Source organism: Bradyrhizobium jicamae (assembly GCF_001440395.1).
Taxonomy (GTDB): Bacteria; Pseudomonadota; Alphaproteobacteria; order Rhizobiales; family Xanthobacteraceae; genus Bradyrhizobium; species Bradyrhizobium jicamae.
On record NZ_LLXZ01000039.1, the window covers coordinates 1 to 19,854 of the forward strand.

Annotated in this window: 22 protein-coding genes; 11 read left to right on the forward strand and 11 right to left on the reverse strand. The window is 63.7% G+C overall.

Annotated features, from left to right (window positions below):
* From napA to CQ12_RS06285, 3 genes are all read left to right on the forward strand, one after another.
* The coding region (gene napA / locus CQ12_RS06275) for a periplasmic nitrate reductase subunit alpha (RefSeq protein ID WP_057834478.1) at window positions 1-2,430 on the forward strand (2,430 nt) is incomplete at its 5' end.
* A complete protein-coding gene (locus CQ12_RS06280; RefSeq protein WP_057834479.1) occupies window positions 2,403-2,900 on the forward strand; it encodes a nitrate reductase cytochrome c-type subunit in 498 nt (165 codons plus the stop codon). The genes napA and CQ12_RS06280, both read left to right, overlap by 28 nt.
* 7 nt (window positions 2,901-2,907) lie before the next feature.
* Window positions 2,908-3,606 (forward strand): cytochrome c3 family protein, encoded by a 699-nt coding sequence (locus tag CQ12_RS06285; protein WP_057834480.1) that lies wholly within the window; start codon window positions 2,908-2,910, stop codon window positions 3,604-3,606.
* Between the two features lie 60 nt (window positions 3,607-3,666).
* On the opposite strand, the gene CQ12_RS06290 is transcribed toward CQ12_RS06285, so the two are convergent.
* On the reverse strand, window positions 3,667-3,915 hold the full coding sequence (locus tag CQ12_RS06290; protein WP_157088032.1) for a hypothetical protein: 249 nt from the start codon (window positions 3,913-3,915) through the stop codon (window positions 3,667-3,669).
* Between CQ12_RS06290 and CQ12_RS06295 the strand changes: the two genes are divergently transcribed.
* From CQ12_RS06295 to CQ12_RS06305, 3 genes are all read left to right on the forward strand, one after another.
* The gene (locus tag CQ12_RS06295; protein WP_157088033.1) at window positions 3,905-4,282 is read left to right on the forward strand and encodes a hypothetical protein; all 378 of its coding nucleotides are present in this window, start codon (window positions 3,905-3,907) and stop codon (window positions 4,280-4,282) included. The two genes, CQ12_RS06290 and CQ12_RS06295, sit on opposite strands and share 11 nt — an antisense overlap.
* A 209-nt stretch (window positions 4,283-4,491) precedes the next feature.
* A complete protein-coding gene (locus CQ12_RS06300) occupies window positions 4,492-4,959 on the forward strand; it encodes a hypothetical protein (protein ID WP_057834483.1) in 468 nt (155 codons plus the stop codon).
* A 194-nt stretch (window positions 4,960-5,153) separates the two neighbouring features.
* Window positions 5,154-7,388: a PAS domain-containing hybrid sensor histidine kinase/response regulator gene (locus CQ12_RS06305; RefSeq protein WP_057834484.1), complete on the forward strand. Its 2,235-nt coding sequence runs from the start codon at window positions 5,154-5,156 to the stop codon at window positions 7,386-7,388.
* Between the two features lie 102 nt (window positions 7,389-7,490).
* On the opposite strand, the gene coaA is transcribed toward CQ12_RS06305, so the two are convergent.
* From coaA to hisB, 7 genes are all read right to left on the reverse strand, one after another.
* The gene (gene coaA / locus CQ12_RS06310; protein ID WP_057834485.1) at window positions 7,491-8,447 is read right to left on the reverse strand and encodes a type I pantothenate kinase; all 957 of its coding nucleotides are present in this window, start codon (window positions 8,445-8,447) and stop codon (window positions 7,491-7,493) included.
* A 15-nt stretch (window positions 8,448-8,462) separates the two neighbouring features.
* Window positions 8,463-8,786 (reverse strand): phosphoribosyl-ATP diphosphatase, encoded by a 324-nt coding sequence (locus CQ12_RS06315; protein WP_057834486.1) that lies wholly within the window; start codon window positions 8,784-8,786, stop codon window positions 8,463-8,465.
* 84 nt (window positions 8,787-8,870) lie between these two features.
* A complete protein-coding gene (gene hisF, locus CQ12_RS06320; protein ID WP_057834487.1) occupies window positions 8,871-9,647 on the reverse strand; it encodes an imidazole glycerol phosphate synthase subunit HisF in 777 nt (258 codons plus the stop codon).
* Between the two features lie 10 nt (window positions 9,648-9,657).
* Entirely contained in the window at window positions 9,658-10,407 is a 750-nt protein-coding gene (hisA, locus tag CQ12_RS06325) for a 1-(5-phosphoribosyl)-5-[(5-phosphoribosylamino)methylideneamino]imidazole-4-carboxamide isomerase (protein ID WP_198164082.1), read from the reverse strand.
* Entirely contained in the window at window positions 10,395-11,045 is a 651-nt protein-coding gene (hisH, locus tag CQ12_RS06330) for an imidazole glycerol phosphate synthase subunit HisH (RefSeq protein ID WP_057834488.1), read from the reverse strand. The genes hisA and hisH overlap by 13 nt, the downstream gene beginning before the upstream one ends.
* On the reverse strand, window positions 11,042-11,575 hold the full coding sequence (locus CQ12_RS06335; protein WP_057834489.1) for a DUF2628 domain-containing protein: 534 nt from the start codon (window positions 11,573-11,575) through the stop codon (window positions 11,042-11,044). The genes hisH and CQ12_RS06335 overlap by 4 nt, the downstream gene beginning before the upstream one ends.
* Before the next feature lie 38 nt (window positions 11,576-11,613).
* Window positions 11,614-12,207 carry an imidazoleglycerol-phosphate dehydratase HisB gene (hisB, locus tag CQ12_RS06340; protein ID WP_057834490.1) on the reverse strand — a complete coding sequence of 198 codons (594 nt, stop codon included), beginning with the start codon at window positions 12,205-12,207 and terminating at the stop codon, window positions 11,614-11,616.
* Between the two features lie 251 nt (window positions 12,208-12,458).
* On the opposite strand from hisB, the gene hslV reads away from it, so the two are divergent.
* The 5 genes from hslV to CQ12_RS06365 all read left to right on the forward strand — a co-directional run bounded on the left by hslV (window position 12,459) and on the right by CQ12_RS06365 (window position 16,787).
* Window positions 12,459-13,010, forward strand: a complete 552-nt coding sequence (hslV, locus tag CQ12_RS06345; RefSeq protein ID WP_057834491.1) for an ATP-dependent protease subunit HslV — start codon at window positions 12,459-12,461, stop codon at window positions 13,008-13,010.
* A gap of 15 nt (window positions 13,011-13,025) precedes the next feature.
* Entirely contained in the window at window positions 13,026-13,511 is a 486-nt protein-coding gene (locus CQ12_RS06350; protein ID WP_057834492.1) for a GNAT family N-acetyltransferase, read from the forward strand.
* Entirely contained in the window at window positions 13,508-14,119 is a 612-nt protein-coding gene (locus CQ12_RS06355) for a DUF2585 domain-containing protein (RefSeq protein WP_057834493.1), read from the forward strand. The genes CQ12_RS06350 and CQ12_RS06355 overlap by 4 nt, the downstream gene beginning before the upstream one ends.
* A gap of 52 nt (window positions 14,120-14,171) precedes the next feature.
* The gene (gene hslU / locus CQ12_RS06360; RefSeq protein WP_057834494.1) at window positions 14,172-15,473 is read left to right on the forward strand and encodes an ATP-dependent protease ATPase subunit HslU; all 1,302 of its coding nucleotides are present in this window, start codon (window positions 14,172-14,174) and stop codon (window positions 15,471-15,473) included.
* Between the two features lie 189 nt (window positions 15,474-15,662).
* The gene (locus tag CQ12_RS06365; protein WP_057834495.1) at window positions 15,663-16,787 is read left to right on the forward strand and encodes a hypothetical protein; all 1,125 of its coding nucleotides are present in this window, start codon (window positions 15,663-15,665) and stop codon (window positions 16,785-16,787) included.
* Here the strand turns inward: CQ12_RS06365 and CQ12_RS06370 are convergent.
* The 3 genes from CQ12_RS06370 to CQ12_RS06380 are packed head-to-tail and all read right to left on the reverse strand — an operon-like array spanning window position 16,784 to window position 19,627.
* Window positions 16,784-17,374, reverse strand: a complete 591-nt coding sequence (locus CQ12_RS06370) for a Smr/MutS family protein (RefSeq protein ID WP_057834496.1) — start codon at window positions 17,372-17,374, stop codon at window positions 16,784-16,786. The genes CQ12_RS06365 and CQ12_RS06370 overlap by 4 nt on opposite strands.
* On the reverse strand, window positions 17,371-18,948 hold the full coding sequence (gene mltA, locus CQ12_RS06375; RefSeq protein ID WP_083519153.1) for an MltA domain-containing protein: 1,578 nt from the start codon (window positions 18,946-18,948) through the stop codon (window positions 17,371-17,373). The genes CQ12_RS06370 and mltA overlap by 4 nt, the downstream gene beginning before the upstream one ends.
* Window positions 18,926-19,627, reverse strand: a complete 702-nt coding sequence (locus CQ12_RS06380; RefSeq protein WP_057834497.1) for a Tim44/TimA family putative adaptor protein — start codon at window positions 19,625-19,627, stop codon at window positions 18,926-18,928. Before CQ12_RS06380 ends, mltA begins: the two co-directional genes overlap by 23 nt.
* Between the last annotated feature and the right edge of the window lie 227 nt (window positions 19,628-19,854).

The window sequence follows — 19,854 nt, forward strand, 5'->3', positions numbered from 1 at the left end:
ATCGCCGCGCCTGCGGCCGCGCAGCCGGTGCAGGGCGGCGGCGGCTCGCTGGAAATCAAATGGTCGAAGGCGCCCTGCCGTTTCTGCGGCACCGGCTGCGGGGTGATGGTCGGCGTCAAGAGCGGCAAGGTCGTCGCCACCCACGGCGATACGCTCGCCGAGGTCAATCGCGGCCTGAACTGCATCAAGGGATATTTCCTTTCCAAGATCATGTATGGCGGCGACCGCCTGACCACGCCGCTGCTGCGCAAGAAGGGCGGCGCCTTCGCGAAGGACGGCGAACTGACGCCGGTGACGTGGGACGAAGCCTTCGACGTCATGGCAGCCAAGGCCAAGGCGGTGCTGAAGGACAAGGGTCCGACGGCGCTCGGCATGTTCGGGTCGGGGCAATGGACGGTCTATGAAGGCTACGCCGCCACCAAGCTGATGCGGGCCGGATTCCGCTCCAACAACCTCGATCCGAATGCGCGCCATTGCATGGCCTCCGCAGCCGTTGCCTTCATGCGCACTTTCGGCATGGACGAGCCGATGGGCTGCTACGACGATTTCGAAGCCGCCGATGCCTTCGTGCTGTGGGGCTCGAACATGGCCGAGATGCATCCGATCCTCTGGACGCGTCTCACTGATCGGCGATTGAGCCAGCCGCATGTGAAGGTGGCGGTGCTCCAGACCTTCACCAACCGCAGCTCCGACCTCGCCGACATCCCGATCGTGTTCAAGCCCGGCACGGATCTGGCGATCCTGAACTACATCGCCAACCACATCATCACGACGGGGCGGGTCAACCAGGATTTTGTGAAGAACCATACCACCTTCGTGAAAGGCACGGTCGATATCGGATACGGCCTGCGCCCGGATCATCCGCTCGAGGTCAAGGCCAAGGGCGCAGCAAACGCCGGCGCCACCCAGCCGATCGATTTCGATGCCTATGCCGCCTTCGTGAAGGACTACACGCTCGAGAAAGTGTCCGAGCTTAGCGGCGTCGAGCGCGGCTTCCTGCAGGAGCTCGCCGAGCTCTACGCCGATCCCAAGCGGAAGGTGATGTCGCTGTGGACGATGGGCTTCAACCAGCATGTCCGCGGCGTCTGGGCCAACCAGCTCCTCTACAATCTGCACCTGCTCACCGGAAAGATCTCCGAGCCCGGCAACTCGCCGTTCTCGCTGACCGGGCAACCCTCCGCCTGCGGGACGGCGCGCGAGGTCGGCACTTTCGCGCACCGTTTGCCTGCCGACATGGTCGTCACCAATCCGGAGCACCGCAAGCACGCGGAAGAAATCTGGCGCATCCCGCACGGCATTATTCCGGAAAAGCCCGGCTATCACGCCGTCGAGCAGGACCGCATGCTGCATGACGGCAAGCTGAACTTCTACTGGGTTCAGGTGAACAACAACATGCAGGCCGCGCCGAACAATTCGCGCGAGACCTATCCAGGCTACCGCAATCCGGACAATTTCATCGTGGTCTCGGATGCCTATCCGACCGTCACCGCGATGTGCGCCGATCTGGTGCTGCCGGCGGCGATGTGGGTGGAGAAGGAAGGCGCCTACGGCAATGCCGAGCGCCGCACCCATGTCTGGCGGCAGCTCGTCAACGCACCGGGCGAAGCGCGATCCGATCTCTGGCAGATAATGGAATTCTCAAAACGCTTCACCACCGACGAGGTGTGGCCGGCGCAGATCCTCGACGCCAATCCCAACTATCGCGGCAAGACGCTGTTCGACGTTCTCTACCGCAACGGCAATGTCGACAAGTTCCCGGTCAGCGAAATTCCCGCCGAGTACGAGAACCGCGAAGCAAAGGTCTTCGGCTTCTACGTGCAGAAGGGACTGTTCGAGGAATACGCCCAGTTCGGCCGCGGGCACGGCCACGATGTCGCTGATTTCGACACCCTCCACGAGGTGCGGGGACTGCGTTGGCCCGTCGTCAACGGCAAGGAGACCAAATGGCGCTACCGCGAAGGCCTTGATCCCTATGTGAAGGCGGGCAAGGGCGTCGAGTTCTACGGCAACAAGGACGGCAAGGCGCGGATCATCGCAGTGCCTTATGAGCCGCCTGCCGAGTCGCCCGACAAGGAATACGACGTCTGGCTCGTCACCGGCCGCGTGCTCGAACATTGGCACTCCGGCTCCATGACCATGCGGGTGCCCGAACTCTACAAGGCGTATCCCGGCGCCAGGGTCTACATGCATGCCGAGGACGCCCGCGCGCGGGGCATCAACGAAGGCGCGGAGGTCCGGGTGGTCTCCCGGCGTGGCGAGATCAGGAGCCGGGTCGACACCAAGGGCCGCAACCGGATGCCGCGCGGCGTGGTCTTCGTACCCTGGTTCGACGCCAGCCAGCTCATCAACAAGGTGACGCTGGACGCAACCGATCCCATTTCCAAGCAGACGGACTTCAAGAAATGCGCGGTCAAGATCATTCCGGCCTGAAGAGACTTCGAACGCCGCTTGCCGGCGCGCTGCTTGGCGGCATGCTGGTGTTCGCCTGCGGCGCGATCTATGCGCAGAACGCGCCGCAGATCGTGCCGCGCGTCACCGGCGCCGCTTCGCCGATGGGCGACGTGCCGGCGCCTGCCCTGCCGCGGCCCGTCATCGATGACAAGCGGCTGATGCGCAACTATCCGGAGCAGCCGCCGATCATTCCGCATTCGATCGACAATTATCAGCTCACGCTCAAGACCAACCGCTGCCTCGACTGTCACCGGCGGCAATTCACCGAAGGCTCGGGTGCGCCGATGATCAGCGTCACCCACTTCATGGACCGCAACGGGCAGGTGCTCGCCGACGTCACCCCGCGGCGCTACTTCTGCACCGCCTGCCATGTCCAGCAAACCGACGCACAGCCGCTGGTCCCGAGCACGTTCAAGGACATGCTGCTCGTCGAACCCGAGAAGAAGTGAGTGGGCGATGAAGCGGCTCAAGGAACTGCTGATCTGGTTCTGGCGCATCGCCAGCCGCCCCAGCACGCATCTCAGCCTGGGCTTTCTCGCGCTCGGCGGCTTCATCTGCGGCGTGCTGTTCTGGGGCGCCTTCAATACCGCCCTCGAAGTCACCAACACCGAGAAGTTCTGCACCTCCTGCCATGAGATGCACAACAACGTCTTCCAGGAATTGCAGCACACGCCCCACTTCTCGAACCGTTCGGGCGTTCGGGCAACCTGTCCCGACTGCCACGTGCCGCATGAGTGGACCGACAAGATCGCCCGCAAGATGCAGGCGTCAAAGGAGGTCTGGGGCAAGATCTTCGGGACGATCGACACCCGGCAGAAGTTTCTGGATCACCGGCTCGAGCTCGCCAAGCACGAATGGGCGCGGCTGAAGGCCAATGATTCGCTGGAATGCCGCAACTGCCATTCCTCGGCGGCGATGGACTTCACCAAGCAGACACGGCGCGCAGCGGAAATCCATGGCAAGTTTCTCGTCTCCGGCGAGAAGACCTGCATCGATTGCCACAAGGGTATCGCCCATGAACTGCCCGACATGACCGGCGTCGAGCCGGGCTGGCGCGCGCCGCCCGAACAGCGGGATCGCCAGAGTTTTCGTGAGGATCCACGCGGCGAACTGGCGCGTTATCTCGCCGCGACGACTGCCGCCGAACGACCCTAGCGCGAAACGACTTTCGACGGAATTCGGCATCGGAGTTCGGCGAGAGCGGGCCGCCTCGTACTACGGCGCGTCGCAAAACACGTCGATCTTCTGTTTCACGTTGTCGGAAGGATATTGTTGCTTGTCACTGCCGCCGCAGCTGACGAGAACGAAGAATCCCTTGTTACATCCCCAGCGCTCCATGTCTTCGGCCGCGAACAACTCACCTGGCCCGACGCTGCACTCCGTCTTGCCCTCGCACATGCGCTTTACATGCGACAGAAATTTTGGCCCGATGGTCAGATCGGATGGGGCCTTGGTGCAGGCCATCTTCGCCTCGAGCACTTGCTTCATCTTCTTGGCCGACGCGGAATCCGCGGTCGAGATCGCGGCGCAGACAATCGTGACGGCGAGCCCCAAAAATGTTCGCATGACGCAACCTCTTCCCTGGTCAATCCATCTGTCGACACGCGCCGTTGGCAAACTTGCTTGCGTCGTGTTCTTGAACCGCAAGCTGATTTGCCTCGCCTACGAGGGCAATTTTATGCAGCAACTGCGGCAAATCGGCACGACGGGCAAATCGCCTCTGATTTTCGCGGGATCGCGAAACTTTATCTACGTCATTGCGAGCGAAGCGAAGCAATCCATTGTCGCCTCACGCGCGCAGAGATGGATTGCTTCGCTGCGCTCGCAATGACGCTGAAAGGCCGCAGCGTACCGGATGCCTTGCCGCTGCGGAAACGACGGTCATCCATGAGCGATCGTGCCGCGTCTCCCCTTCACTCGCGATCAGGATGCCGCTGCTGCAGAAAACAACCGGCGTCAACTTCGCGGTAACTAGTTTCCTTTACCCTCTGCCAACCATAAGCCCCATGTCGCGGGCTTATGGCGAGTGGGTAGCGTGTCATGTTGCGTTTGAAAGTCCTGGTCTCCGTGGTTCCGCTGGCGATTGTCGCCCTGTTCGCGCGGAGCGAGTTTTTGGGCGGTCCGCGGCCCTGCATCGAAATCGCGGGCACTTCCGTCCAGATCGCCGCCCTCTCCTGGGAGGCGCACCACCACGTCAGCTTCACCAGCGATCCGTCCCGCGCGACGGTTCGGGTCCAGATCGCCGACAGCGCCGAAGCGGCCGACTTCGCCGTGATCGACGACATCGATACGGCCGAGGCCGGCGCCTGCGAGAGCAATACGCCGCCGCGACTGGTCGCGATCTCCCGAAAACCATCCGGCTCCGATCCGGTGATCTATCTTTCCCGGGACGGGCCGGCCGACTACAGCATCTTCGTATCCTCAAAGACCTTTTCGCTGCTCGACGCCGCCGCCCTGCTCGTCGGCGCCCGCGGCGAGCGCCACCGCATCCAGGCGGCGTCGCTTTAAGTCTGGCGCATGGTAAATCGGTTTCCGCTCTCACGGACCATGCTCGGTTAACGTTTCATTCACCCTGTTCTCATCGCGGCGGTTCCGCGCTGAGTACCTCAAGCACTTTGCAACGTCGGCGACGCATCGTCTGTCTAAGGCATACGGTGCAGCGGGCCGGTTCAGTTCAAGCAGCAAGCTCAGGGTCATTGGCGATGGGGCGGACATTCCGGATCAAACTTCGCTTTCGCCGCTTCGGCCGCCGCCATCCCTGGCTCACCTTCGCGTTGCGCTCTTTCATGATCTTCTCGATCGTGTTCGGCGCAGCCTATGGATTCATCGCCGGGGCCAGGACGGAAAATTCCGGCTATGACCCGCACTCTTTTGCGATCGGCGTGGCCTTCCTGTTCGCACTCGCCTGCGTCGCGCTGGCGACCTTGAGCTTCCGGCTGCGGCTGCTGCGCAAGAGGATGCGCAAGATCGCGCTTCATAATGAAGCGCTCGCCGACCGGAACTGGGAATTGCAGGAAGCCGAGCAACGCGCCCGCCGCCTGTTCGAAGCACAGGGTGACCTGATCGTGCTGCGCGATGCGGAGGGCCGCATCAGCTATGCCAACGACGCCTATTGCGAGCTCGCGCAAACGCCGCGCCACGCGCTGGTCGGCAGCCGCTTCGCACTTCGCGTCCTCGAACAGGGCGACACCGCGCTGGAGCCGAACGGCACCCGCGTCCACGACCAGCAAATCGAGGGGCCGCTCGGCCCGCGCTGGATCGCATGGCGCGAGGGCTTGGTCCGCAACGATGCCGGAGAGCGCGCTGAAATGCAGAGCGTCGGCCGCGACGTCACTGACCGCACCGAGAGCGAGCGCGCGCTGACGGAGGCCCGCGACCAGGCCGATGCCGCGAGCCGCGCCAAGTCGCGCTTCCTCGCCATGGCGAGCCACGAGATCCGCACGCCGCTCAACGGCATCATCGGCATGAGTGGCCTGCTGATGGATACGCCGCTGACGCCGGAACAGACGACCTATGTCAAGGCGGTGAAGACCTCCGGCGACGCGCTGCTGTCGCTGATCGAGGAACTGCTGGACTATTCCAAGATCGAGGCCGGCAAGATCGATCTCGACCATCGTCCGTTCGCGCTATCCCGCCTGATCGAGGACATCACCGAATTGCTGGCGCCGCGCGCGGAGGCCAAGAAAATCGAGATGGCCGCCTATGTCGACGAGCGGCTGCCGAGCGAGGTGGTCGGCGACGCGGCGCGGCTGCGCCAGGTGCTGCTCAATCTCGCCGGCAATGCCATCAAGTTCACCTCGACCGGCGGCGTCGCCCTGATCGTCGAGCCCGGCATCTGGCCCAATGAAATCAGCTTCCTGGTGCGCGACACCGGCATCGGCATCGAGCCCGAGGCGCGCGAGCGGATCTTCCGCGAGTTCGAGCAGGCCCACGACAAGATCGCCCGCAGCTATGGCGGCACCGGCCTTGGCCTCAGCATCTCCGACCGTATCGTCAAGCGCATGGGCGGCCGCATCACGCTGGAGAGTCAGCCGGGCATCGGCTCGACATTCGAAGTTTCGATTCCGCTTGCCGCCTCGGCCGCCGAACAAATCTCGTTCGCCGCGCCGGATCTCAACGGCCAGTCGATCATGCTGGTGTCGCCGCAGAACATCGAGGCCTCGCTGGCCGCGCGGCGGCTGCAGCGCTGGGGCGGTCAGACCTGCATGGTGTCGGACACCGATGTCGCGGAGGCGCTGTTGCCCGAGCGCGCCTGGCACGCCGTGCTGATCGACCACGCGCTGGGACTCTCCGATATCCAGCGGCTCGGTGAAGCCGCGCGCCTTCACGCCACGCAGCGCATCGTGATGTTCACGCCGGCGACGCGGCACGAATTGCAACCGTCCACGATCTCAGCCTTCACCGGCTATCTGGTCAAGCCACTGCGCGCCGCCTCGCTCGCGGCCCGCCTGATGGCAGCACCCGAGGTGACCTCGCCGAGCCTGGATCCCGCGAGCGATCCGATCGATCAGCCGACCACGGCCCCGGCCAAGGGCCTGTCGATCCTGGTTGCCGAGGACAATCAGATCAACGCGCTGTTGATCCGCTCGTTGCTCGGCCGGCTCGGTCATCACGCCATGATCACCACCAATGGCGCCGAGGCGTTAGAGTCCTGGCTGGCGGCGAAATCGGCGGGCACCCCCTATGATCTCGTGCTGATGGACATCCAGATGCCGCAGCTCGACGGCATCGAGACCACCAAGCGGATTCGCAGCCTCGAGGCCGGCGAGCCGACAAGCCGGACGCCGATCCTCGCGCTCACGGCCAACACGCTGGTAGAGGACCGCTATGCCTGCTTCGAAGCCGGCATGGACGGATTTTTGATCAAGCCGCTCGACCGCGAAAAGCTCGCCGAGGCGCTCCTCGGCCTGATCACGTCACGGCATATCGCGGCATAAGATTCGTAGGGTGGGCAAAGCGCAAGCGTGCCCACCATTCCATTCACCGATCGGATAGATAGTGGGCACGGCGCGTTGCGCCTTTGCCCACCCTACGAAAAACTACAGCCGCCGCAGCGCTACCGTCTCGACCAGATGATCGGCGCGTTTTTTCAGGATCAGCGTCGCGCGCGGACGGGTCGGCAAAATATTGTCCTCGAGATTGGCGAGGTTGGTGCGCTCCCAGATCGCGATCGCGGTCGCCGTCGCCTCCTCGTCCGAGAGCACGGCATAGCGATGGAAGTATGATTTGGGATCGGTGAACGCGGTATCCCTGAGCGCGAGGAAGCGCCGCACGTACCATTCGCGCAGCACCGACTCCTCGGCATCGATATAGACGGAGAAGTCGAAGAAGTCGGAGACGACGGGCACCGCCTTGCCGTCGCGCGGCAGGCGGCCGGTCTGCAGCACGTTGACGCCCTCGACGATCAGGATGTCCGGCGTATCGACCTCGATCCACTGGTTCGGCACGATGTCGTAGACCAGATGCGAATAGACCGGCGCGCGCACCGGCCGGCGCCCGGCCTTGATGTCGGAGAGGAACGCCAGCAGCGTCGGCAGATCGTAGCTCTCGGGAAAGCCCTTTTTCTGCATCAGGCCCTGCCGCTCGAGCACGGCATTGGGAAACAGGAAACCGTCGGTCGTCACCATCTGGACCTTGGGCCGCGGCGACCAGCGCGCCAGCAGCGCCTGCAGCACGCGCGCGGTGGTCGATTTGCCGACCGCCACCGAGCCGGCGACGCCGATGATGTAGGGCACCTTGCGGTCGCGGATGTCGAGGAACTGGCGCTGCGCCCGGTAAAGCCGATCGGTGGCGTCGACATAGATCGATAACAGGCGCGACAGCGGCAGGTAGATGTCCTCGACCTCCTGCATGTCGAGGCGATCGTGCATCGAACGCAGCCGCTCGAACTCGCCGGGCTCCAGCGTCATCGGCGTGTCGTCGCGCAACCGCGCCCACTGTTCGCGCGTGAAAATGCGGTAAGGGTTGTACTGCTGGTCGGGAGCCCGAATATCCATCAGCTGTCCTCTCGGTCAGTCGCGCTTGCGCGACGCCTTCTCCTCAAGCCCGGACATCGACGTCCGCTGCGCCAGCGCGGCCTCGACCTCCTCAAGCGTCACGCCACGCGCCTTCAAAAGTACCAACAGGTGAAATACGAGATCGGCGCTTTCGGCGATCAGATGATCGCGATCGTTCTCGATCGCCGCGATCACGGTCTCGACCGCTTCCTCGCCCAGCTTCTTGGCGCAGTGCTCCGCACCTTTGTCGAGCAGTTTGCGGGTGTAGGACGCCTCTCCTCCCGATGCAGCCCGTGCATCGATGGTGGCGGCCAGATCGTGGATCGTGAAACGCGACATCAACCGAACTCAACACTCGCGCCCGGCCTGAGGCCTGCGGCGCCGTCCCGAACAGGGACTTAGCACTTTTGTGACGGGGAGTCGTCAGGGATCGAGCCGCATCGGCAGGCCGGCGCGGACCATGTGCTCCTTGGCTTGGCGTATGGTAAATTCGCCGAAATGGAATATCGAGGCCGCCAGCACCGCGGTGGCGTGGCCCTCGCGGATGCCATCGACGAGGTGGTCGAGATGGCCGACGCCGCCGGATGCAATGACCGGTACGGGGACACTGTCGGCGATGGCCCGCGTCAGCGGCAGGTCGAACCCCTGCCGTGTGCCGTCGCGGTCCATCGAGGTCAGAAGGATTTCGCCGGCACCGAGCGATACCACTTCCTGGGCGTATTCGATGGCGTCGATCCCGGTCGAGTTGCGGCCGCCATGGGTGAAGATCTCCCAGCGGTCGGAGCCGCCGCCGCGCTTGACCCGCTTGGCGTCGATCGCGACCACGATGCACTGCTCGCCGAATTTCTGGGCCGCCTGCTTGACGAATTCGCGGTTGGAGACGGCGGCCGAGTTGATCGAGACCTTGTCGGCGCCCGAGCGCAAGAGCGTCTTGATGTCGTCGATGGTACGCACCCCGCCGCCGACCGTCACCGGCATGAAGCAGGCCTCCGCCGTGCGCCGCACCACATCAAGCATGGTGCCGCGGTTTTCGTGGGTGGCGGTGATATCGAGGAAGCACAGTTCGTCGGCGCCGGCGGCGTCATATGCGATCGCCGCCTCGACGGGATCGCCGGCATCGCGCAGGTCGACAAAGTTTACGCCCTTGACCACGCGACCGTCCTTGACGTCGAGACAGGGAATGACGCGGACCTTGAACATGACGAAACTCCTAGGCCGCCGCGCGCGCGTTGCGGATCAGCGTCAAGGCTGCGGCGGGATCGAGCCGGCCGTCATAGAGCGCGCGGCCGGCAATGGCGCCGGCGAGCTTTTTGGCGCGCGGCTCCAACAGCGCCTTGACGTCCTCGATCGAGGCAAACCCGCCCGAGGCGATCACGGGAATGGAGATGCGCTCGGCCAGCGCAATGGTCGCATCGAGGTTGAGGCCCTTCAGCAGGCCGTCGCGCGCGATGTCGGTGAAGATAATCGCGGCGACGCCGGCGTCCTCGAACCGTTCCGCGATTTCGAGCGCGGTCACCTGCGAGGTCTCGGCCCAGCCTTCGACCGCGACCTTGCCGTCACGCGCGTCGAGGCCGACGGCGACCCGGCCCGGGAATTTTTTCGCGGCGCTCTTCACCAGCTCGGGATCGCGCACCGCCGCGGTGCCGATGATGACGCGCGCGATGCCCTTGTCGAGCCAGGCCTCCACGGTCTTGAGATCGCGGATGCCGCCGCCAAGCTGCACCGGCATGGTGACGGCCTTCAGCATCGCCTCGACGGCCAGCGCATTCATCGGCTTGCCGGCAAAGGCGCCGTCGAGATCGACGACATGGAGATATTCGAACCCCTGTTCGGCGAAGGAACGCGCCTGCGCCGCGGGATCGAGGTTGAACACGGTGGCGCGCGCCATGTCGCCCTGCTCGAGGCGCACGCACTGGCCGTTTTTCAGGTCGACGGCGGGAAAGAGAATCACGGCTTCCACTTCAGGAAATTCGAGATCAGGGCCAGGCCAAACCGCTGGCTCTTCTCGGGGTGAAACTGCGTACCGATGGCAGTGTCCTTGCCGACCATCGCCGTTACCGGGCCGCCATAGTCGGCGCGCGCCAGCACATCCGCCTCGCTGGAAGCGTTGAGGTGATAGGAGTGCACGAAATAGGCATGGCGGCCCTTCGGCCCGAGCGGCAGGCGCTCCAGCACCGGATGCTCGCGGACCATGTCGAGCGTGTTCCAGCCCATGTGCGGGATTTTCAGATTCTCCTCGCGCGGCGAAATCTTCTCGACGTCGCCCCCGATCCAGTTGAATCCGTCGGTCGTGACATGCTCCTTGCCGCGCGTCGCCATCAACTGCATGCCGACGCAGATGCCGAAGAACGGTCGCGCCTTGACGCGCACCGCTTCGGTCATCGCTTCCAGCATGCCGTCCACGGCATCGAGGCCGCGGCGGCAATCGGCAAAGGCGCCGACACCGGGCAGCACGATGCGATCGGCGCGAAACACCGCGTCGGGATCGCGCGTCACCATGACCTTCTGCGGCTCTTCCATGCTCCGCGCGGCACGCTCGAACGCCTTTGCCGCCGAGTGAAGATTGCCGGAACCGTAATCGACGATCGCAACCGTCATCGCGGCCCTCCCGGCTCAGGAAACAGGCCGATGATCCCGCCTTGCGGCAGTGGCGGCGGCGGTTTGGAGAACGGCTGGCTCGGAATGTTGCGGGTCGGCGGCGGTCCGCCGCGATCGACCGACCATTGGTCGTTGATCGGGCCGCGCTGCCGGCCGGTCCAGCGTTCGAAGAAACGGTGTTCGGCCGTCTCCTCATCGTCGGCGACCACGATGTCGAGCTGTCGCCATTTGCGCCGCGACAGCGTCCAGCGCCGCAGGCTGGCCGCCTCGAGGCCCATCAGGATGGAAAGCAGGATGTCGACGACGAAGATCGTGCCGCGGCTCGCGCCGAGCGCCGACATCCCGACGTGCACGGCGACCAGGAGAACAATCCAGCCGATCAACGCCAGCCACAGCCGATGCCAGAGCAGCCAGAGCACGCCCGCGACCGCGGCCCAGAAATGGAAGCCGTCACGGACAAAGACGAACTTGTCGGTCGCCGAAAGATCGGCGCCGTTGGCTACGGGAGCATGCACTGTGTAGACCGGCATCGAACCTCTCCGCCGCGAACGAAAACGCGAACAAGGAATCAGCCGCCGAGCTGACCCTTGGTGGAAGGTACTTCGCCCGCATTGCGCGGATCGATCGCGACTGCGGCACGAAGCGCCCTTGCCAGACCCTTGAAACAGGATTCGGCGATATGATGGCTGTTCTCGCCATATAGGGTCTCGACGTGCAAAGTCACGCCGGCGTTGATGGTGAAGGCGTTGAACCATTCGCGCACCAGCTCGGTGTCGAACTCGCCGACCTTGTCGCGCGGAAAATCGACCTTGAACACCAGCACCGGCCGGCCCGAAATGTCGATCACGACGCGCGACAGCGTCTCGTCCATCGGCATGTGGACCGAGGCATAGCGGGTGATGCCGGCCATGGTGCCGAGCGCCTGCTTCACCGCCTGCCCGAGCGCAATGCCGACGTCCTCGGTGGTGTGGTGGTGGTCCACGTGCAGGTCGCCGTCCGCCTTGACGGTGATGTCGATGCGGGAATGCCGGGCCAACAGGTCGAGCATGTGGTCGAAAAAGCCGATCCCGGTCGAAACCTTGGACACGCCTGACCCGTCGAGGTTTACCGCGACCTCGATATCGGTTTCCTTGGTCTTGCGCTTGATGGACGCTGTGCGCATGAAAACTGCTTCCCTTGGGCCGTTTGGGGCCGAAAACGCGGCCCTTTTAACAGGCCGATGTCGCCTTCGCTACTGCGGGATGAAGCTTACGGGGCTGAACTTCGGCCTATGGTGACCGAAATCACGGCCCGTTTTGTTCTGACGCGTTTTCTTTACGCGAACCGGTCCCCACTTCGCTCGAAAACGCTACAAATGCCGCGATTGTAACCCTCCCCGCCAGCCCCTAAATCTGACGGGAACGAGGACAATCCATGCAAGCATCTGAAAGCAACCTGCCGATCTGGCACGGCACGACGATTTTGACGGTCCGCAAGGGCGGCAAGGTGGTAATCGGCGGCGACGGCCAGGTCTCGATCGGCCAGACCGTCATCAAGGCCAACGCCAAAAAGGTCCGCAAAATCGGCAAGGGCGACGTGATCGGCGGCTTCGCCGGGGCGACCGCCGACGCCTTCACCCTGTTCGAGCGGCTGGAAAGCAAGCTCGAGCAATATCCGGGGCAATTGACCCGGGCGGCCGTCGAGCTCGCCAAGGACTGGCGGACCGACCGCTACCTGCGCCGGCTGGAGGCGATGATGATCGTCGCCGACAAGGACGTCTCGCTGGTCCTGACCGGCACCGGCGACGTGCTGGAGCCGGAAGCGGGCGTGATGGCGATCGGCTCCGGCGGCAATTACGCGCTGGCCGCTGCCCGCGCCCTGGTCGAAACCGACAAGGATGCCGAGACGATCGTGCGCCGGGCGCTCGATATCGCGGCTGACATCTGCGTCTATACCAACCGGAACGTCACGATCGAATCGCTCTGAGGGAGCCGCCGGTCCATGGCGCCGGATTATGCTTTCCGCCCGATGACGACAGCCGACCTGCCACTCATTCGACGCTGGCTTGCCGAACCGCATGTCGTGCAATGGTGGGGCGATCCTTCCGAACAATATGACCTGGTCAGCAGCGATCTGAACGAACCGGCGATGGATCAGTTCATCGTCTCCGCCGGAGGCAGCGATTTCGCCTATCTGCAGTGCTACGACCTGACCGCATGGAATTCAGGTTTTGGGAAGCACCCGAAAGGCACCCGTGGCATCGACCAGTTCATCGGCGAGCCCGATATGGTCGGACGCGGACACGGTTCGGCGTTCATTCGCGCCTTCGTTGACGAGCGCCTGAGCAAGGGCGCCCCACGCATTGTCACCGATCCCGATCCGGCCAATACAAGGGCCTTGCGGGCCTACGAGAAAGCGGGCTTTGAAAAAGTCGGGATGGTCGATACACCTGATGGCCCCGCTCTATTGATGGTCCGCAACACATGACCTCGACCAGCAGCATCGACAAGGCGCCCTTCCTCCGCACCCTTTCAGGCTGGCAATGGCTGTCGATCGCCATCGCCATCCTCGCAGCCCAGGCCGCCATCCTGTACGGGATGGGACGCCTGCCGATCTGCGCCTGCGGTTATGTCAAGCTCTGGCACGGCGTGGTGCAGAGTTCGGAAAATTCCCAGCACATCGCCGACTGGTACACGCTGTCGCACATCCTGCACGGCTTTCTGTTCTACGGCGCGGCCTTCCTCGCGTTCCCTCGGCTCGCCTGGCAGGGACGCCTGATCCTCGCCATGCTGGTGGAAGGCGGCTGGGAACTGGTCGAGAATTCCGACTGGATCATCAACCGCTACCGCGCCGCCACGATCTCGTTGGATTATTTCGGCGACACCATCGTCAACTCGATCTCCGATATGCTTGCGATGATCGGCGGCTTCCTGCTGGCGAAAAAGCTTCCCGTGGCCGTCACCGTGGCGCTGGCACTGCTGTTCGAGCTCGTATTGGCGCTTCACATTCGCGACAATCTGACGCTCAACATCATCATGCTGATTCACCCCTTCGAGGCGATCAAGCTGTGGCAAAGTGGGCCGCCGATCATCTGAGCGCCCTCATCTACGGCTTGTTCTCGCGACATTGGACCCCTACCTAGGACCCATGACCGACTTTTCTCCCCGTGAAATCGTCTCCGAACTCGACCGCTTCATTGTCGGCCAGGCCGACGCCAAGCGCGCGGTATCGATCGCGCTGCGAAACCGCTGGCGCCGGCTGCAGCTCACCGGCAATTTGCGCGAGGAAGTGCTGCCGAAGAACATCCTGATGATCGGGCCGACCGGTGTCGGCAAGACCGAGATTGCGCGGCGGCTGGCGAAACTCGCCGGGGCGCCGTTTCTCAAGGTCGAGGCGACGAAGTTCACCGAGGTCGGCTATGTCGGCCGTGACGTCGAACAGATCATCCGCGATCTCGTTGAGGTCGCGATCATCCAGGTGCGCGAGCGCAAGCGCAAGGACGTGCAGGCCCGCGCGCAGCTCGCCGCTGAAGAGCGCGTGCTGGATGCGCTGGTCGGACCCGCCTCGAGCCCCGCCACCCGCGATTCCTTCCGCAAGAAGCTGCGCGCCGGCGAGCTCAACGACAAGGAAATCGAGATCGAGACGCAATCCTCCGGCGGCATGCCGATGTTCGAAATTCCGGGCATGCCCGGCGCGCAGATGGGCGCGATTTCGATCGGCGACATCTTCGGCAAACTGGGCGGGCGAACCAAGACCCGCCGGCTGACGGTGGAAAGCTCGCACGAAATTCTCGTCAACGAGGAATCCGACAAGCTGCTCGACAATGACCAGCTCGTGCTGGAAGCGATTGCCGCGGTGGAGAACAACGGCATCGTGTTCCTCGACGAGATCGACAAGATCTGCGTGCGTGAGAACCGGCTCGGCGGCGACGTATCGCGCGAGGGCGTGCAGCGCGACCTGCTGCCGCTGATTGAAGGCACGACGGTCACGACCAAGCACGGCGCGGTCAAGACCGACCACATCCTGTTCATCGCCTCGGGCGCGTTCCACATCGCAAAGCCCTCGGACCTGCTGCCGGAGTTGCAGGGCCGCCTGCCGATCCGCGTCGAGCTGGAAGCGCTGACCCGCGATGACATGCGCCGAATCCTGACCGAGCCGGAAGCGTCGCTGATCAAGCAGTATGTCGCGCTGATGCAGACCGAGGGCGTCACGCTCGACATCACCGACGGCGCGATCGACGCGCTGGCCGACATCGCCGTCGCCGTCAATTCGACGGTCGAGAACATCGGCGCGCGGCGGCTGCAGACGGTGATGGAGCGCGTACTCGACGAGATTTCCTTCGCTGCGCCGGACCGCCATGGCGAGACCATCAAGGTCGATGCCGACTATGTTCAGAAGCACATCGGCGACCTCGCCAAGAACTCCGATCTGAGCCGGTTTATTCTGTAGCCTCTGGCGGCCGAGGCCCCTAGGAGCCAACGGGTCGCGTGAACGCGCGCCCGAGGGCTACATCCGGGCTACTACGGCCCTCATAACCACAAATCTTTGTTGTGCGCTTCGGCTCGGGCCGCTATCCCGTTTGCGGTCCAGGCCGGTGGTTATTGGGGGTCCCTGCGTTCGCAGGGACGATGGGGCGGAATGACATTGCGGCTGTGGGAAAACCCCCGGCGCTTGATGCTTGCCGTCAATGCCGCCGTTCTCGCCGGGGTATTGCTGCACAAGATCTCGCTGCCGCCTTACGTTCCCTATATCCACCTCTTGGTCGACTATCATTTCGGCTTCACCAAGCGCGCGCTGCTTGGCGCGATCGTGTCGGTGTTTACGGCCAAAGTGCCGGTGTGGCTGGTGTTTGCCGTTGGCGGCGCGGTGTGGCTGATGACGGCCGGCCTGTTCGCCCAGCTATTCCGTCGGACGTTCGGCTTCGACGAAAAGAATTTGCCGCTGTTCGTCTTCATGGCCGGCTCGCCGTTCTTCCTGAAAAACTTCATGCACACGCTAGGGCATTTCGACATCTACGGATGCCTGTTCGCGATCTGCCTGCTGCTGCTTCCGGCCCGCTCGCTTGGCTATGTGCTGCTCGCCGGACTGCTCTCCGCCGTACTCATCCTGATCCACCACATTCATCTGCTGATGTATGTGCCGACTATCGCGGTTATTGTGGTGCTGCGCTATTACCTGATGCAGGGTGTGAACCGGCAGAATGCCGCCGTTGGGATCGCATCACTGGCCGCCGTCGGCGTGCTTTTCATTGCGGCACAGTTCTACGGTGCGATGGCCGTGCCCGAGACAGAGTTCGTCGCGCACCTGCAAGGTCGGATGGCGGATCCGTCGCGAGCGGATCTGCTGAGCTTTGGCTATATCTGGTATCAGCCGCTCACGAAGGAAATTCTGGATACATGGCAGCGCCTGCCCCACAATCTTCTCGGCATTCCCGTATTCGCGTTCCTGATCTGGCTGCACGCGCCGCTCTGGCAATATTTTCGCAATCTGATCGATGTGTTGTCGAATGATGCACACCGCCGCATTGTTCCCGCCGCAATCATTCTCGTCAGCCTCGGCTATCTGATCATGTTCGCGATCGTGTTCGATTATTCACGGTGGATTTCGAACTGGGCGGTGTGCCTGTTCCTGATCCTGCACGCGGTGAAAATGCTGCCAGCTTCAAAGACCGCCCCGCCGATATCGGCACATGATCGCAAGACGTCGGCGATGGGCTGGATCGTGACGCTGATCCCGCGCGTTGGAATCGTGCGGCCCTTCTAAAGCCTGGACCGACGCACCCGGACGTACAAGGCGCCCTCGCCGCCATGGCCGATATGGGCTTCCTCGAAGCCGACCACCAGCGAGCGGAATTCCGGCAGGCCGAGCCATTGCGGCACCTGGCGGCGCAATACGCCGCGTTCGGATTCTGCGCCCATCTTGCCCTTGCCGGTAATGATCAGCACGAACGTCAGCCCGTCATGATGGGCGCGTTGCAGGAAACCGAACAGCGCGCGATGCGCCCGCGTCTGCGTCATGCCATGCAAATCGAGCCTTGCATCGATCTCCTTGCGGCCGCGCGACAGATGCGATCGCTCGCGACGGCCGATCGGGGCCAGCGGCGGCGGCTCCGGCTTTGAAGGCAGAACAATTCGCACGACATGCTTTGGCGTAGCGGCGGGTTTGGGCGTGATCTTGCTATTGGCTTCGGCTGAGGCGATCGACGACTTCGCGACGCGGTGGCGCTTGCGCAGCGGCTTGACCTGCTTGGCGACGCTCTCCCACAGCGCGCGCTCTTCCTCGCTCAGGCCGCGCTTGCGTCGTGGTGGCTCCGGCAGTTCGGGTATCAGGCTGGAAGAACGGCGCTTCATCGACGGTGGCGATATCGGCGCAGGTGACGCGGCTGCGGTGAAACGGCTTCAACTTTCGGCCGCGGCTCGGGAAGCGGTACCGGCGTTGCCGCCGCAGCCTGGACCGCTGGCGAAGGCGCAGTTGCGGGCGGTGCTCCCACCGGGGCCGTAGGCCTGGCGTTAGTCCCGGCGGTAATGTCTGGCGGCGACTTGGCAGGATTCTTCGACCGATCGGTTTGCGGGAACAGCCTCGCGATCTGCTCCGACGGCCGCGCGTCGGGCACCGGCATCTTGCGGCCGCGCGCACCGGGATCGAGGCTCTTCGGCACCAGCATCACGAAGCGCGCACTGTGACGAAGGCGGCCGGCAACCTTGCCCGCATCGAGACCGGCACCGAAATAAAGGTCGGCGCGCGCGGGACCGACGATGGCGGAGCCGGTGTCCTGCGCGATCATCAGCCGGCGGAACGGCGTCTTTGACAGCTCCGTTTCGATCGGCAGCTCGCCTTCGATGAAGAACGGCGTGCCATAGACATGCAGCGCCTTGTCGACCGCGATCGACCGGCCCGGCGTCAACGGCACGCCCTGGGCGCCGACCGCCTCATCCTTGTCGGAAAGCTGCACCTCGCGGAAAAAGACGTAGGACTTGTTTTGCCGCCGCAGCTCGTCGGCCTCGTTGGGGTTTTGCTCCATCCACTCCCGGATCTTCTGCATCGACATCTGATCCTTGGGGATGATGTTGCGCTCGATCAGGATGCGGCCGACTGCCGTATAGGGAAAGCCATTATGGGCGTCATAATTGATACGAAGCGTGGAGCCGTCGTCGAGGCTGACCCGCGCCGAACCCTGGATCTGCGAGAACAGCAGGTCGGTCTGTTCCCTCAGGAAACAAATTTCGAGGCCGCGGTCGGCAATGGCACCATCCTCGATCTCGGCGCGGTCGTAATAGGGCACGAGCTTGCGGCGGCCGATCTTGCGGAACACCTGGCCCTTGTTGGGCAAGCCGACCGAGCTCTGCGTGGTGCCGCGGACGAACAGGTTGGACGGCCGGCGATAGACCGGCACCTTGTAGACCTCGTTCTCCGTCCGCGAGCCGTCGACGATGGGTTCGTAATAACCGGTGACAAAGCCCTCGCCTTCGCCAAGCCGGGAAATGCGCACGGGAAGAAAGTGCTCTTCGAAAAACGCCTTCGCCTTCCCACTGTCCGATAGTTCGAGACCCTTGGCGATACGGCAGGGATCGCGCAGCGAGGTACCGAGCGCCTTCGGATCCGCCGGCGGCTTTTGCTGCGCCGCTATCGGCCTGCAGCTGACGCGAAATGCGTTGTAGGCGGCAAGATGATCATCCTCCCTCCAGCCCGCGATCTCGGACCAGGCGACGGGCGCATACTGGCCGCCGCTGATCTGGAACGGCAGTTCAAGTTCCGGATATGGCAGGTGTCGGATGGGCGGCGACGGCGGCGGCGGCGAAGGCCTTTGCGAGCGCGCATGGCGCGCGGCTGCGGCATCCACCGAAGCGAGCAACCACGCCAAAGCGATCACGCCAAACGCGAGCCTTGCAAGGCCCGGCGAATTAGCCCGCGCTTCCGGTGCCAACCAGCTTCCAGTTCGGATCGCGAGAGCTCGTGTCGCGGGCGAATGTCCAGACATCGGTGATATCGGCGACCTTATCGGGGTTGCCATCGACAATGGCGCCGGTCTTGTCTCGGGTGACCGAAATCATCTGCGACACGAAGCGAACCGTCAGCTGCGCCGCGCGATCGCGGGCTTCCGCGCTCACCAGCTCGGCCTTGTCGATAGAAACAAACCGCGTTTCGGTTTTCTGCTCGTGCTTCTCGCGATCCTTGATCACGGCCTCGAAGCTCTCATAGACCTCGCTGGACAGGAGATCCTTCAGCGCGCGGCGGTCGCCATTGGCGAAGGCCAGCACGATCATCTCGTAGGCGCTGCGGGCGCCGGAGAGGAAGTGCTTGGGGTCGAACGAGGAGTCCTGGGCGGCGATACCGTCGAGACCTGCGGCGAGCGGCGTGCCCGGCTCGGCAATGTCCTTCCAGCGATCGGCCGGCGCGACATCGGCGTTCGGCGGCATGGGCGCCTGGTCAATGACTGTGCCCGGCATCGGAACGACGTTATTATTGTCCTGCGTGCGCTGCGCGACATTGGGCGCAGCCCGATCATAGGGCCGCTCGCTCCCGGTGCGCTGGCCGAGGACGCTGCGCAGGCGCAGGAAGATGAAGACCGCCAGCGCCAGGAAAATGATGGTGTAGATATCCACGTCGTCTTCGCTTTCTGGTTCTAGCGCCGGCAACGGGCCCGGCGGTCGAGCGTTCCCTGATGAGAGGTTCTCTTGCGAGTTTTCCCTGGGAACGGGAGATTACATCATCGATTGAGACTGCTGCATGTAGGCATGAAACTAAGCCCGGCCAATGGCGCGTTTTGGCGCGGGTCAATTGTAGCGCGTTTTGGTCGCGAGGGGAAACCCGATCGCATCCGGAAATCACG